12 protein-coding genes are annotated in these 14573 nt (G+C 69.0%); 10 read left to right on the top strand and 2 right to left on the bottom strand.

Annotated features, from left to right (window positions below):
* The first annotated feature begins 21 nt into the window (after positions 1 to 21).
* The 4 genes from NR798_RS41185 (at position 22) to NR798_RS41170 (ending at position 6134) form a co-directional block, all read left to right on the top strand.
* Entirely contained in the window at positions 22 to 1086 is a 1065-nt protein-coding gene (locus NR798_RS41185; protein WP_375768064.1) for a mannose-1-phosphate guanylyltransferase, read from the top strand.
* Between the two features lie 575 nt (positions 1087 to 1661).
* On the top strand, positions 1662 to 2078 hold the full coding sequence (locus NR798_RS41180) for a hypothetical protein (RefSeq protein WP_375768063.1): 417 nt from the start codon (positions 1662 to 1664) through the stop codon (positions 2076 to 2078).
* Between the two features lie 332 nt (positions 2079 to 2410).
* The gene (locus NR798_RS41175; RefSeq protein WP_375768062.1) at positions 2411 to 4132 is read left to right on the top strand and encodes a protein kinase; all 1722 of its coding nucleotides are present in this window, start codon (positions 2411 to 2413) and stop codon (positions 4130 to 4132) included.
* Positions 4133 to 4262: 130 nt separating this feature from the next.
* Complete coding sequence (locus NR798_RS41170) at positions 4263 to 6134, top strand: CotH kinase family protein (RefSeq protein WP_375768061.1); 1872 nt, start codon at positions 4263 to 4265, stop codon at positions 6132 to 6134.
* 10 nt (positions 6135 to 6144) lie between these two features.
* On the opposite strand, the gene NR798_RS41165 is transcribed toward NR798_RS41170, so the two are convergent.
* Positions 6145 to 7119 carry a hypothetical protein gene (locus tag NR798_RS41165; RefSeq protein WP_375768060.1) on the bottom strand — a complete coding sequence of 325 codons (975 nt, stop codon included), beginning with the start codon at positions 7117 to 7119 and terminating at the stop codon, positions 6145 to 6147.
* Positions 7120 to 7139: 20 nt separating this feature from the next.
* On the bottom strand, positions 7140 to 8141 hold the full coding sequence (locus tag NR798_RS41160; protein WP_375768059.1) for a hypothetical protein: 1002 nt from the start codon (positions 8139 to 8141) through the stop codon (positions 7140 to 7142).
* 503 nt (positions 8142 to 8644) lie between these two features.
* On the opposite strand from NR798_RS41160, the gene NR798_RS41155 reads away from it, so the two are divergent.
* The 6 genes from NR798_RS41155 to NR798_RS41130 all read left to right on the top strand — a co-directional run bounded on the left by NR798_RS41155 (position 8645) and on the right by NR798_RS41130 (position 14523).
* Positions 8645 to 9805, top strand: a complete 1161-nt coding sequence (locus NR798_RS41155; protein ID WP_375768058.1) for an LOG family protein — start codon at positions 8645 to 8647, stop codon at positions 9803 to 9805.
* A gap of 157 nt (positions 9806 to 9962) precedes the next feature.
* Positions 9963 to 11333: a phosphomannomutase/phosphoglucomutase gene (locus NR798_RS41150; RefSeq protein ID WP_375768057.1), complete on the top strand. Its 1371-nt coding sequence runs from the start codon at positions 9963 to 9965 to the stop codon at positions 11331 to 11333.
* 15 nt (positions 11334 to 11348) lie between these two features.
* Entirely contained in the window at positions 11349 to 11903 is a 555-nt protein-coding gene (locus NR798_RS41145; RefSeq protein WP_375768056.1) for an NADPH-dependent FMN reductase, read from the top strand.
* A gap of 21 nt (positions 11904 to 11924) precedes the next feature.
* A complete protein-coding gene (locus NR798_RS41140) occupies positions 11925 to 12854 on the top strand; it encodes an ROK family protein (protein WP_375768055.1) in 930 nt (309 codons plus the stop codon).
* A 55-nt stretch (positions 12855 to 12909) separates the two neighbouring features.
* Positions 12910 to 14118 (top strand): BMP family protein, encoded by a 1209-nt coding sequence (locus NR798_RS41135; RefSeq protein ID WP_375768054.1) that lies wholly within the window; start codon positions 12910 to 12912, stop codon positions 14116 to 14118.
* A gap of 93 nt (positions 14119 to 14211) precedes the next feature.
* A complete protein-coding gene (locus NR798_RS41130; protein WP_375768053.1) occupies positions 14212 to 14523 on the top strand; it encodes a hypothetical protein in 312 nt (103 codons plus the stop codon).
* Positions 14524 to 14573 lie beyond the last annotated feature (50 nt).

The raw sequence follows: 14573 nt of genomic DNA, 5'->3' as shown, positions 1-14573 counted from the left end.
AGGCGCTATGGTGCGCCGCCCATGACCCTCCATCCCGTCATCATGGCCGGCGGCTCTGGTACCCGCTTCTGGCCCCTGTCGCGCAAGGCGCGTCCCAAGCAGTTCCTCCCCCTGGCCTCGAAGAACCCGCTCATCACCGACACCGCCATCCGGCTCAAGGGCCTGGCGTCGGTGAAGGACACCCTCATCGTCTGCGGTCCCCTGCATGCCAAGCAGGCGGCGAAGCTGGTGAAGGGCCTGCCCAAGAAGAACCTCCTGGTGGAGCCGGTGGCGCGCAACACCGCGCCGGCCATCGCCCTGGCCGCGGTGCAGGTGGCGGCGAAGGATCCGCAGGGCATCCTGGTGGTGCTGCCCTCGGACCACCACGTGGCGGACGTGGCGGGCTTCAAGAAGACGATCGCCGAGGCGGCGCAGGTGGCGGCGAAGGGCCACCTGGTGACGCTGGGCATCAAGCCGCACCGTCCGGAGACGGGCTATGGCTACATCCAGGTGGGTGACGGGCTGGAGGGCGGAGGCCGCCAGGTGAAGGCCTTCCGCGAGAAGCCGGACACGGAGACGGCGAAGCGCTACGTGGAGTCGGGCGAGTACCTGTGGAACGCGGGCATCTTCGTCTTCCGGGCGGACGTCATCCTGGAGGCCTTCGCGAAGCACATGCCGGAGATGCAGAAGGGGCTGGACGCGCTGCGCAAGGCGGCCGGCAAGCGCACCTTCGCGTCGGTGCTCAAGAGGGTGTTCCCGAAGCTGCCCTCCATCTCCATCGACTACGGCGTGATGGAGAAGGCGAGCAACATCGCGGTGCTGCCGGGAGACTTCGGCTGGAGCGACGTGGGCTCCTTCGCGGCCATCCCCGAGGTGCGCCCCGCGGACGAGCACGGCAACGTCATTTCGGGGGCCGAGGCGGTGGTGGTGGACTGCAAGGGCTGCGTGGTGCTGGCCGAGAAGCGTCCGCTGACGGTGGTGGGCCTCACCGACATGGTGGTGGTGGACTCGGGCGACGCGGTGCTGGTGGTGCCCAAGGACAAGAGCCAGGACGTGCGCAAGGTGGTGGAGGCCCTCAAGGCCCGCAAGCGCGAGAAGTACTTGTAGGGCGCCATGCGCGGGAGACGGGGCGCACCCGGGTGGAGACTGGGGGGCGTCCTGCTGCTCCTGCTGCTGGCTTGCGCGGGGCCGGAGTCCGGACGGGCCCCGCGCGCCCGTGTCTGACAGAGCCGCTACTCGCTATCCTCCAGCGGCTGGAGAGTGGTGGTAAGGCGAGCGTGAGGTACTCACCTTGAGAGCCGCTCATGCCTCGCTTTCGCTATCTCAAGTCGAACATTGGCCTTCCGCCGGGCTGCCCCTCGAGTGCGGTGAGCCGGGAGTTTCTTCAGCTCGTCTTTGAGAAATACCGGTGGTTCGTGCCGAGGCGATACTGGCATCTTCCCTCGTTTGACGAACCGCTTGACCCTGACCGTCTCGACTATGGCGCGCTCATCGCCACCTACGAGGAACACCAGTCCCTCTGCATCGCGGCGCGGACGGACAGCGATTACATCTGGATTGCTCCCGCGCGCGATGATTCCCGTCCTTACTGCTACAACGGAGACATCCTGTGGCGGGCCTCCGCGAAGTTAGCCTCCAAGCCCGCATGGCGTTCTGCTCACGTTGAGCAGGTGGCCGAAATCATGCGCCTCGTGAGCTCCCCTCTGGCGAAGGCCTCCCTGGGCGAGGACATCGAGCGCAAGACGAGGCGCATGGTCCCCTCCGAGGACGGCCTCGGCTCCATCGAGACCTTCACCCTGCGCAACTACAGCGCGGGTCTCTCCGGCCTCTTCTGGCGCAACTTCTTCGGTCCTCCCTTCGTGCGCATGTTCGGCGAGCGCCTCGTTTCACTGCCCGAGGACTGCCGCAAGCCGCTCGGTGAGGAGCTCGTCCTCGTCCAGCCCTACGAGCTGCCCACCGAGGCCGGCACCGCGCAGGGGGATGCGCGGGAACGCGCGCTCATCGAACAGCTCGGGCCCGGGTGCTTCTACGACCACGAGCACCACACGCCTCCCACCCGCCTTCCGGCGCTCGAGCACCTCTCCAAAGTCATCCACTGAGACGCTGTCCGGTGGGCTCCCGCCCTTCATTCTCCTCTCTTGAGAGAGAAGAGGGCCCCCCGTTCTTTCAGGGCTGTGTTTGCAGGAATTACCGGACGACACCGTCTTCCCGACGGCGCGCCACGGCACTTCCAGCGCTTGCCTCGTTGGTTTCGTGACGAAGCAAGGGAGCATGCAGGTTGCAAAGCTCCACGCGTGCGCTGCCTTTCCTTTCAGGCGAGCGCCGCTGGGGGGCGGCGATGGGTTGCAACCACTGCTTCAATGATCATCCAACCACTGTTCCTTGCATCCGGCCCGAGAGTCCTGCGTGTGACAGCGAGACGCTGTCCGGAATGGGCCATGGGCCGCTGGTGCTCGTGCGCAAGCTGGGCGCTGGGGCGCTCGGCACCGTGTACCTCGCCGAGCACCCGTCCAGCGGTGCGCACTTCGCGGTGAAGGTGCTCCACCCGCACCTGGCCGGCAATCCGGCGGTGCTCGGCCGCTTCTACACGGAGGCCCGCTCCGCCCAGCACATCATCCACCCGAGCGTGGCCCGGGTGCTCGACGTGCGCCAGGCGCCCAGCGGCCACCACTGCCTCCTCATGGAGTACGTCAACGGCACGGCCCTGTCGCACCTGCCGCTGCCGCTGCCCTCCGCGGAGGTCGTCTTCCTCCTCTCGCAGGTGCTCGAGGGACTGGAGGCCGCGCACGCGTGCGGCGCCGTCCACCGCGACATCAAGCCGGAGAACCTCATCCTCACCACCGGCCGCGATGGCGAGCGGCGCGTGAAGCTGCTCGATTTCGGCATGTCCGCCACCCTGGCCGCGGGCTTCTCCGAGGAGGAGCTCTCCGCGGGCATTGTGGTGGGCAGTCCGGGCTATCTCGCGCCCGAGCTGTGGGTGCGCGCCGAGCCGGATGGCCGTGCGGACCTGTACGCGCTCGCGGTGCTGGGCTACCGGCTCCTCACTGGGCGGCTGCCCTTCGGCGGTGGCGGGCGCATGGGCGAGATGCTCCTCGTCCACAAGCCGACCAGGCCGCTGCCGCCGCACGTCCTCGAGTCGCGTGTGCCGCCCGCGCTGTCCGCGGTGTTGATGCAGGCCATGTCCCTGCGTCCGGATGAGCGCTTCGCCACCGCGAGGGCCTTCCGCTCGGCCCTGCACGAGGCCATGCGGCGGCCCGCCTTCGGCTGCCTGGCGCCCCCGGCCTTCCACGTCCGCGTCGAGGATTCGGACGGCAAGGGGCTGCTGCCGGTGTTCGTCAACGACGTGAGCCAGGAGGGGCTGCGCATCGCGTGTGACGGGACGCTGCCGCGGCTCGGGGCCCGCCTCGAGGTGGAGCTGTCGCTCAACGGCTGGGTACTCGCCTGCACGTGCGACGTGGTGCGCCTGCTGCCTGCGGAGGAGGCCCGCACCTGGGGCGGCCGCCAGGGCTACATCCTCCACTTCTCCGAGCCCTCCGACGACGTGCGCCGGCTGATCGCCCAGGCGCTGGCCCCGCCTCCCGCGGAGCCCACGCCGGACGCGGAGCTGGCCCAGTTGCTGTCGCGCGCCGCCGCGTGCAGCCAGGACCCGTACTCCCTGCTGGCCGTCCACCCGCATGCGGACTTCGCCGAGGTGATGCGGCGCGTGGTCCAGGCCGAGCGCCGGCTGGAGCCCTTCTGGCAGCGGACCCTGCCGGCCGCGCAGCGTCAGGCCCTCGAGGCCCTGCGGGAGAAGGTGGACACCGCCCGGAAGACCCTCAGCGAGCCCCTGGCCCGCGCGCGCTTCGATGCCTCGCGGGGCAACTTCCGGGGCGTGGCCCGCTGCCTGGCCGCCGGGGTGCAGCCCAACGCCGTGGAGCGCCTGCGCCAGGCCTTCCTCGCCGCCCGCCCGGACGCCGAGCCCCGCGCGCGTGCGATCTTCGACGAGGGCATCCTCCTGGAGGCCCAGAACGTGCTCGATGGCGCACTGGCGCGCTACGCCGAGGCGCTCCGGGTGGATCCGCTGAACATCTCGCTGCACCGCTACTACCAGTCGCTCATGCAGCGGATGCGCGTGGAGGCGAGGGAACCGGCGCGCCCCTCGGCTTCTCCGTGAGTGCTCTCCAGGGCGTGCGTTCCACCCGCCCTGGGTAGCCCGCTTCTCACGTTCCACCCGCGGGTTGCCCTGATTCCACCCGCGGACAACACTCCAGCCCTGGCGCAGCCCTTGCTCCCTGCTGGAGCGCATGAGAATCGCGCTGCTCACTGGAATTCTCTTCATCTTGGGCGCCTGTGGCTCGAGCGAGCCTCCACCCGACTCCCGCAGGGACCCCACGGACATCACCGATGCCGGGCAGCCCGACGCCGGAGTGTCTCCCGATGGCGGGACGCCGGATGCGGGCCGCCCCGATGCGGGCACCTCCCCGGATGGAGGCTCGCCGGATGCCGGGACGCCACCGGACGCGGGCACGCCGGACTCGAGGCCCTCGCCCGCGAAGCCCCGGTGGCCGGCGCTCCAGACGTCCATCTCCACCTACGAGCTGACGCTGACGCAGAAGGACTACCAGGCCCTCTGGGCGCACATTCCGGATCCTCCCTCGCAGAAGTTCCAGGTGGAGGGCCGCTTCACCCATCAGGGCCGCTCGTACCCGGCGGTGCTGAGCTTCCGCGGCCGCTCCACCAAGACGGACCCGCGCGTCGTGAAGAAGTCCTGGGACGTGCGCTTCGAGAAGAAGGAGGAGCGCTTCGAGGGGAAGAAGAACATCGAGCTGCTGGCGACGTGGAAGGACGGCGGCTACCTCACCGAGAAGCTCTGGTACGACCTGGCGGCGAGCGTGGGCCTGCGCGTGCCGGATGCCCGCTACGTCCACGTGAAGCTCCACCTCGTCCAGGACGACGGGCGCGTCGTCACGAAGTACGAGGGCGTCTTCACCGAGCTGGAGTCCATCAACAAGGACTTCCTCGAGGCCCACGGCTTCGATGAGGACGGGGACCTCTACCGCTGCGGCATGCACGACTGCGAGCTGCGCCAGCCTCCCCAGGAGCACTACCAGGAGCGCTGGGACAAGAAGACGAACGAGAAGGAGCCGTGGGACCGGCTGTGGAGCTTCCTCGAGGGCGTCAACCGCACGCCTCCGCACCGCTTCTCGGCCTTCGCCCAGGAGCGGCTGGAGCTGGAGGACTACCTCACCTGGCTGGCGTTGGAGACGTTCATCGACAACGACCTGCAGGGCGACTCGCGCAGCTATCTCGCCTACGACCGCGAGACGGCGAAGTGGACGTACATACCGTGGGACCTCAACAACGCGCTGTCGCTCTACAACCGCACCAATGCCGAGCGTCAGGGGGTGAAGGAGGATCATCCGCTCTTCAGCTTCACCGCCTACGACCCGCACGTGTACGAGCTGGCCGAGTTCCGCCGGACCTTCCCGGACATGCAGGACATGAAGCCCGGCTGGAGCACGCTCTCCACGCGCCTCTACGACGACCCGGGCCTGCGCGCCCGGTATGTGGAGCGGCTGCGCAAGCTGCTCGACACGTGGTTCACCGAGGAGAACATCGGCCCGCGCGTGGATGCCATGCACAAGCTGCTCGCCCCGTTCATCATGCCCGGCCCTGACGGCAAGACGGTGGATCCGTACATCAGCCCCGCTCACGCCGCGGGCAGCAGCGAGCACCTCCACCGCTTCGTGCGTGAGCGCCGCAAGTGGCTGCTCGAGCACATCCAGGACATCGAGTCGCTCGGCAGCGGGGCGCTCGTCATCGACCGGGTGGGGCGGGATGCCTCGGGCGCCTTCTGGGTGCAGCTCTACAACCGGGGCTCCGTGCCGGTGCCGGTGGGCGGTCTGCACCTGTCGGGCTTCACGCGGGTGCCCGGGCAGTGGACGCTGCCGGCCCTCACCGTCGAGCCCGGACAGGCCGTCACCTTCCGTCAGGGATCCACCGGGACGGCGCACCTGGGCGCGACGCTCGACGCGGACCGGCCCGAGGTGTCGCTCTACGCGGCGGACGGGAAGACGGCCATGGATCTGCTGTGGCTGGCGCCGCTGAAGCCGGGCGAGGCGTACGGGCGGCAGCCTCGTGGCGGCGAGTCCTTCGGTGCTCAACCCGGGCCGTGAGCGGGCCCGGTCAATTCTTCCGAGGCTTTCGCAGCGCTTGCGCGGCCTCATCGAAGACCTTGGCGAGCGCCGGCTCCGATGGCCGGTGGGCCATGATGAGGTCCGCATCCTCTGGCTGCCCCACGAACTTCAGGAGTCCCGCGGCCCGGGTGGAGCAATTGGGCAACCTTGCCGCCACCAGGCTCCGGGCCACGCCTCGCAGCAGTGAGCGGGTCTCTTGCGTGAACGTGTGAAGGAGCTGCTCGCGTTGCAAGAGGATGAGGGAGAGCAGCCGCTCGCAATAGTATGCGGCCTCTCCGTCCTGCCGTGTCGCCGGAGCGAGCAGTTCCTGCGCGGTGGAGATGAAGGCCGGCAGTATCGGCATCAGCGTGTCGGGTAGCTCTTCCCCGAGCACCACGAGCACCCGCGTCTTGTACTCCGGTGACACCGATGGATTGCGGGCCCAGGCCTCGAGCTCCTCTGGCGATTTCTCCAACAACACCAACAGGCCGTGCAGGCCGTGAGGTTCCGACAGGGAGAGCTTCTCCAGGCTTCCGCGCACGCCGGCAATCAAGTCCGGGTGCCTTCTCTTCCACAGCGCGAGTGCCAGGTCATTGATATCCGAGCGCTCCGGTTTGCCAGCCACCAGCCGCTCCAGCCGGCGCATCAGGCTTGCCCTCGCGCTCGCATCTTCGATGCGGCCCAATGCGCGAGTGATGTCCTCCATGACAGCACTCCCGTCGTAATCCCCGCGCGCTTCCTCCAGGGCGAGCTGCTGCTCCAGGCACCGGACGCTGGCCGTGCCGCCCAGTTCCCCCAGGCCGAACACCGCCGCCTGTCTCACGAGTCCCGCGGGCTCCTCCAGCATGGCTTCCAGCACGGCTCGTACCTGGCGGAGGCCCGTCCCGAGCTGGAACACCAGCATCCGTGCGGTGGCCTCGTCGCCTTGCTTGACGGCCGCGACCAGTTCCTCCTGGACTCGCGCCACATCGACTTTTCGCGCCATCTCTCGCTCCGCGGTCTTGCCTACGGGTAGGCCACGCCGAGGGGTACGTACCGCCGGACCAGCGTTCCGTCGAGCAGGTACAACTCGTGAATGGCGAGTTCATCGGCCCGGACCATGGCCTCGAACGCCTCCAACTCCCGCTTCAGGTCCCTGGGATTGGAGACATAGTTGGTGTTGTGTCTCACCCCGTCGGGGCGCATGGAAGACACGTCGGGTTTGCGGAAACGCGGGCTATTCGCGGCGTGCTCGTCGAAGACGCGCTCACCCCCGGAGCTCCGTTGGGCCTTGTTCTTCCACAGCCCGGTATGGCCCGCCGCCTCCCGGGCCGCCAGTTCCCGCTCGATGGCCTCGTTGTGCGCCGGGTTCTCCTTCGTATGCGGCGGGCCGTACCGGGTCGAGAGCCCCGGACCCTGGCCCTCGCTCATGTCTTCCGCCGTTGCACACACCGCGAGCCCACCACACAAGTGCTGGGCGACCTCTCCCACCGCCACTCCCGAGACGATGACGCCGCCATCCGCCACTACCTGCACCGTGGACGCAACCCCCAGTGCCAGCCCTCCCCGCACCACATACCGCGAGGGTCCCATCAAACCCCACATGCCGCCGGGCGGCACGGGGGGAACCGCCTTGCCCACCCCAAAGCTCGCCACCAGCACCAGCACCCGCAGTCCCGTGCCTCCCACCGCCTTGCCGAACCGCTCCGCCGCTGCCTTCAACTCCGCTTCCGTACGGGCCGCCTCCGCTTCCCGGTACAGCCTCACGCACGCCAGCGCCAGCTTGCTCAGCTCCAGTATCCCCACGGACATCGCCAGCGCCACCGTCAGCGTCGCCGCGAAGGACTTGGTGAATAGCGGCTCTGGCGCCATCCAGGCCGCGAAGTACACCAGCATCGACAGATAGACGCTGACCACGAAGGCTGGCGAGGCGAACATCTCCAATGCCGCTTCGCGCACTCCTTCCCCCATGTAGCGGGGTGACAACTTCAACGCCCGCAACAGCCGGCTCTGCTCCAGTTCCTTCACCGGAAGCACCCGCGTCAGGCCGAAGCGCGATTCGAAACCGGGGCGGAGCCGCCGTTCCCATTCCTCTTCTTCAGACCCGTGGAACCAGGGCGGTGTGAGCACCTGGATCCGTGGCCGCTCCTGCAACAAAGCCGCGTGGAAGAGCGTCAGCACTGCCTGTGCTTCTTCCCTTTGCAACACCGCATGGGCCGGGTCAGGCACCACGGGTTCGAAGGACAGCTTCAGCCGGCCTCCGGGCAGTGGACTCGTTCTTACCGCCAGGGGCTCGGTGCCTCCAGCGGCTACTGTCCGGGAAGTGGCGCACGCGGCATGCAATAGCAGGCACGCGGCGAGAGCCACGTGCGACCATCCGGAAGCCATTTTCATATCCAGTCAGCATGCCCCATGTCCGTACATCCCGCGTACTGGCGGGGGGGCGCGAGTCTTGGATGAACCGGCGATTTCAGCGGCCTGTTGCCACTTTCGCGGTACCTTCGGAGGCCCTTCGCCTTCTGGAGGTCCTCTTGGTCGAGATTGAAACCCTCGTGGCATTCGAGCAGCACCTGACGGCCGGCAAGAGCCTCGCCAACGTCATCCTCCAGGGGCTGGATCTGACGGGGCAGACGCGGGTGCTGCTGGGCACGGACCTCACGGGCACCGTCTTCCTCGGCTGTCAGCTCGAGACGCAGACACTGCAGGCCGTGATCGCGCACGGGGCCATGGTCTTCCCGCCCTTCTCGGGGCTGCCCTATTCCCCGTACCGGGGCGGCCTCTACTCCCCCGAGGAGCTGTACGCGGGCTTCGACCCCGCGCGCCCCGAGAGCTACGCGGACACGCCCGATGCCCGCATCTACGCGCACTGGAACTCGCGCGGCGCGGCCAACCCGCCCTCGCTGCTGGAGACGTTGGCGCAGCGGCTCCACGACCATGCCGTCACCGACGCCATGGAGGAGGTGCTCGCGCAGCACAGCCAGGGCCGGCCGCGCAGGGTGGTGGCCATCATGGGCGGCCACTCCATGCTCCGGGGCCAGCCCGACTACCGCGCGGTGGCGGAGCTGGCCCGCGAGCTGGCGCGCCTCGGCTTCTTCCTGGTGAGCGGCGGCGGGCCGGGCGCCATGGAGGCCACGCACGTGGGGGCCTGGTTCGCCGGACGCACCGAGGCCGAGCTGTCCGCCGCCCTCGAGGTCCTCGCGAAGGCGCCGAGCTACAAGGACCGGGAGTGGCTCTCGCGGGCTTTCGAGGTGCGCGCCACCTGGCCCCTCCGGGACGCGGACCGCGTGGTCAGCGAGAGCCTGGGCATCCCCACCTGGCACTACGGCCACGAGCCGCCCAATCCCTTCGCGACGCACATCGCCAAGTACTTCGCCAACAGCGTCCGCGAGGACGGCCTGCTCACCATCGCCCAGGGCGGCGTCATCTACTCCCCGGGCAGCGCTGGCACCATCCAGGAGATCTTCCAGGACGCCTGCCAGAATCACTACAACACCGTGGGCGTGGTCAGCCCGATGATCTTCCTGGGCCAGGACTTCTGGACGCGGACGCGGCCCGTCTACCCGCTGCTGGAGCACCTCGCGCGGGGTCAGGACTACGCGCGCTATCTGCTGCTCACCGACTCCCGCGAGCGCATCGTCCAGGCGCTCGTGGACTTCGATCGCGAGCAGGAGGCCCGGGAGCGCGTCCGCTAGCGCTTCCGGTGGCCGGCCCGGCCCACCAGGAGTCTCAGGGGGTTACACGGCCTGTGCACCCAGGAGGCCCCGCTTGGATACCCCCCCGCCCCGCGCTTGTGTATAAGTGCGCCGCCCTCGACCCAGTCCTCTCTCGAGGGCTTCAGGAAACAGCCTCATGAACGCGCATATCTTCCGCGAGTACGACATCCGTGGCCTGGTGGATAAGGACCTCACCGTCGAGGTGGTGGAACTGCTGGGCAAGGGACTCGGCACCGTGGTGCGGCGCAAGGGTGGACGCTCCATCGTGGTGGGCCGCGACTGCCGCGAGTCCTCCACGCGCTTCCGCGATGCCCTCTGCCGTGGTCTCACCTCCACCGGGTTGAACGTGCTCGACGTGGGCGTGGTGCCCACCCCGCTCACCTACTTCGCCGCCAACACCCTGCCGGTGGACGGCCTGGCGATGATTACGGGCAGCCACAACCCGCCCGAGTACAACGGCTTCAAGATTGGCGCCGGCAAGACGACCTTCCACGGCCATGAAATCCAGGCCCTGCGCAAGCTCATCGAGGCGCGCGACTTCGAGCAGGCCCCCACCCCGGGCGTCATCAGCCCGTTCGACATCCACACGCCCTACTACCACTTCGTCCGTCAGACGGTGAAGGTGGGCCGCAAGGGGATGAAGATCGTCATCGACGCGGGCAATGGCACCGGCGGCGCCGTGGCCGTGCCGCTCTTCGAGAGCATGGGCTTCGAGGTGGTGCCGCTCTTCTGCGACATGGACGCCACCTTCCCCAACCACCACCCGGACCCCACGGTGGTGGAGAACATGCAGGACCTCATCGCGGCGGTGAAGCGCGAGAAGGCCGAGGTGGGCATCGCCTATGACGGCGACAGCGACCGCATCGGCGTGGTGGACGACCAGGGCAACATCCTCTGGGGCGATCAGATCATGATCCTCTTCAGCCGCTACGTGCTGAAGGAGAGCCCGGGCGCCGCCATCGTCGGCGAGGTGAAGTGCTCCTACACCCTGTACGACGACATCGCCAAGCGCGGCGGCAAGCCGGTGATGTGGAAGGCGGGCCACTCGCTCATCAAGGCGAAGATGAAGGAGGAGCAGGCGGAGCTGGCCGGCGAGATGAGCGGCCACATCTTCTTCAAGAACCGCTACTTCGGCTTCGACGACGCCATCTACTCCTCGGCGCGCCTGCTGGAGATTCTCACCCACGAGAAGGCGAAGCTGTCCGAGCTGCTCGGGGACGTGCCCAAGACGTACGCCTCGCCCGAGCTGCGCGTGGACACGGTGGAGGAGAAGAAGTTCGAGATCGTCAAGCGCGCCACCGAGACGCTGCGCAAGGCGGGCCACTCGCTGGTGGACGTGGACGGAGTGCGGGTGACCTTCCCGGACGGGTGGGGCCTCATCCGCGCCTCCAACACCCAGCCCATCCTGGTGCTGCGCTTCGAGGCCAAGACGCCCGAGCGGCTGGAGGAGATCCGCCAGCTCATCGAGGGCACGGTGGAGAAGATGCAGCGCGAGGTCGGCGCCTGAGCTAGGAAGCCCACCATGGCCACTCCTCACATCCTGGCCCTGTGCGGCAGCGTCCGCACGGGGGGTTTCAACAAGAAGCTGTTGGACCTCGCCGTGGCGGAGGCTCGCGCGCAGGGCGCCGAGGTCGACGCCGTGGACCCCCAGCTGCTCGCGCAGCTGCCCATCTACAACCAGGATGTCGAGGCCAAGGGCTGGCCCCCGCTGGTGAAGGACCTGAGGGACCGGCTGGCCCGCGCCAACGGGCTGCTCCTCGCCAGCCCCGAGTACAACTCCTCCATCCCGGGCGGGCTGAAGAACGCCATCGACTGGGTGTCGCGTCCGCCCGAGCGCCTCTTCCCGGAGAAGTGGGTGGGGTTGATGGGGGCCTCGCCGGGCGTCTTCGGCACCGCGCGCATGCAGCCGCACCTGCGCCAGGTGATGGCCTCGGTGGGCGCGCACGTGCTGCCCACCCAGGTGCACCTGCCCCGTGCGATGGAAGCCTTCAACGCGGACGGCAGCCTCAAGGACGAGGCGCGGCGCAAGGAAGTGGCGGCGCTCGTCTCGGCGCTCGTCTCCAAGCTCAAGGGCTGATTGCCCGACCGGAGGACACGCATGCCCACGCTGGGAATCGACCTGGGAGGCACCTTCGCCCGCGCGGCGGTGGTGGATGCGCAGGGCCACATCATCGCCTCCGCGAAGATGGCGCTCGGTGAGCGCAGCCCGGCGGCGGTGGTGGAGTCCATTGCCCACGCGGCCAAGGCCGCGGTGGACACCGCGGGCGTGCCCGTGCTGGGGTGCGGCGTGGGCGCGGCCGGGCAGATCCACGGAGAGTCGGGGGTGCTGGCGGTGGCGCCCAACCTCGGCTGGCGCAACGTGCCGCTGGGGGAGCTGCTCCGCACGCGCCTGGGGTACCCCGTCCGGGTGGTGAATGACCTGTCGGCGGCCGCCTGGGGCGAGCTCAACGCCGGCGCGGGACGCGGCGCCCAGGACATGTACACGGTGTTCGTGGGCTCGGGCGTGGGCAGCGCCATCATCGCTGGGGGCCGGCTGGTGCACGGCGGCGGTGGGGTGGCCGGCGAGCTGGGTCACATCAAGGTGGTGCCCAACGGGCGCCGGTGCGGCTGCGGTGAGCTGGGCTGCCTGGAGGCCTACGCGGGGGGCCACAACCTCATCGCGCAGACGCGCGAGCTGCTGGCCACCGGCCGCTCGCACGTGCTGATGGAGCTGACGGGCGGAGACCCGGCCCGGGTGACGCCGGTGACGCTGGAGCAGGCGGCGGAGGCGGGCGACACCGAGGCGCGTGAAATCTATGAGCGGGCCAGCCTCATGCTGGCCATCGCCATTGCCAACCAGGTGACAGTGCTCAACCCGGCGCGGCTCATCCTGGGCGGCGGCGTGCTGACGCACTGCCCGGGCATCCGGCGGCGCGTGGTGGAGGGGGTACAGGCGTTCGCCTCCACCACCTCGCGCGAGGGGCTGCTCATCTCCGACGCCGAGCTGGGTGACGACAGCGGGCTGATCGGCGCGGCCCTGCTGGCCTGACATGGCCCGGGCCCGAGCTTGAGGGGAGGGCGCGGCTCTGCTAGAGCGCCGCGCCATGGCCACTTCCCGTCCCTTCCTGCGACTGTCCCTGCTGTCCGCCCTGGTGCTCGTGTCCGCCTGCAAGAAGCAGGAGGAGACGAAGCCGGAGGCCGCCCCCGCCGCCAATGCTCCGGCCGCCGCCGCTCCGGCCGCCGAGCCGAAGCAGAAGACGCTGAAGGTGGGCCTGGTGACGGACGTGGGCGGGCGCGGGGACCACTCCTTCAACGACTCGGCGCTGCGCGGCCTGGAGCTGTGGGGCGCGGGCAAGAAGATGGAGGGCGGCAGCTACAAGGACGCCTCCCCGGAGGAGCTGAAGGCGACGCTCCAGCAGGATCTGGCCACGCGCAACATCGCCCCGGTGAACGTCACCCCGGTGGTGCTGCAGAGCAAGGTGCCCGAGGACTATGAGCCCAACCTGCAGACGCTGGTGGACGAGGGCGTGTCCCTGGCCATCGGCGTGGGCTTCATGCTCGAGAACGCCGTGGAGACGGTGGCCAAGCGCAACCCGGACGCGAAGTTCCTGCTCATCGACAGCCCGCTGGTGTCCGCCGACGGCAAGCCCTACACGCTGCCCAACGTGCGCACGGTGATGTACCGCGAGGAGCAGGGCAGCTTCCTGGTGGGCGCGCTGGCGGGCCTGGCCTCCAAGAACAACAAGGTGGGCTTCGTGGGCGGCATGGAGGTGCCCCTCATCAAGAAGTTCGAGGCGGGCTTCCGCGCGGGCGTGGCCGCCGTCAACCCCAAGGCCACCGTGCTGGTGAACTACACGGGCAGCTTCGACAACGTGGCCGCGGGCAAGCAGGTGGGCCAGGACCTCATCAACAAGGGCGCGGACGTCGTCTACCACGCGGCCGGCTCGGACGGCCTGGGCGTCATCCAGGCGGTGAAGGAGGCGCGCGCCGCCGGCAAGCAGGTGTTCGTCATCGGCGTGGACTCGGACCAGTCGCACCTGGCCCCGGAGGCGGTGCTGACCTCGATGCTCAAGCGCGTGGACCTGGGCGTGTACGAGGCCGTGCGTGACCTGTCCCAGGGCAAGCTCGAGGGCGGTGACGTGACGCTGGGCCTCAAGGAGGGGGGCGTCACCTACGCTCCCGTGCGCGTGGACTTCCCGGGCAAGGCCGAGGCCCTCCAGAAGGTGGAGGAGCTGCGCGCCAAGATCGTCTCCGGAGAGCTCCAGGTGCCCACCAACCCGTCGCAGCTGACGGCCGTTCCGGCCAAGCCGTAACGCGAATCCGTCCGGAAGTGTCCAGGCCCCGCTGCCTCCGAGGCGGCGGGGCCTTTTCATTTCCGGCCCCGGCACTGGATGATCCATGAAGCCGTGATTCAAAAGCCCTTTACCGCCCAGTCGTTGCGCGAAGTCCTCCAGTGGGGTCTCACCCCCGACTCGGCTCCCCATACGCATCGGGAGATCGCCGAGTGGTGCTTCCGGTTCTGTCAGGTGCACGAGGAGGAGTTCGAGCGCAGCGGCGCCTGGGCCTCGGCCCTGCGGGTCGCGGACGACGTGGATGCCCAGTGGGAGCTGTTCCTCGTCAACACCTACTCGAACGCGGAGCTGCAGCGGCTCGACTTCAGCGCGGTGCGGCTGCCCGTGGAGTGGTTCGCCGCCTGGCTCTCCAGGCTGGAGCGGTAGCCCCGCCCCACGAGCCGGCGGAAGCAGGGCCGCGCTGCGTCGCGAGGCCC

Origin of the sequence: Archangium gephyra, assembly GCF_042230915.1 — a bacterium.
Lineage (GTDB): Bacteria > Myxococcota > Myxococcia > Myxococcales > Myxococcaceae > Archangium > Archangium gephyra_B.
Note: the sequence above shows the minus strand (reverse complement) of the source record. Positions and strands in the feature narration are given on the sequence as shown.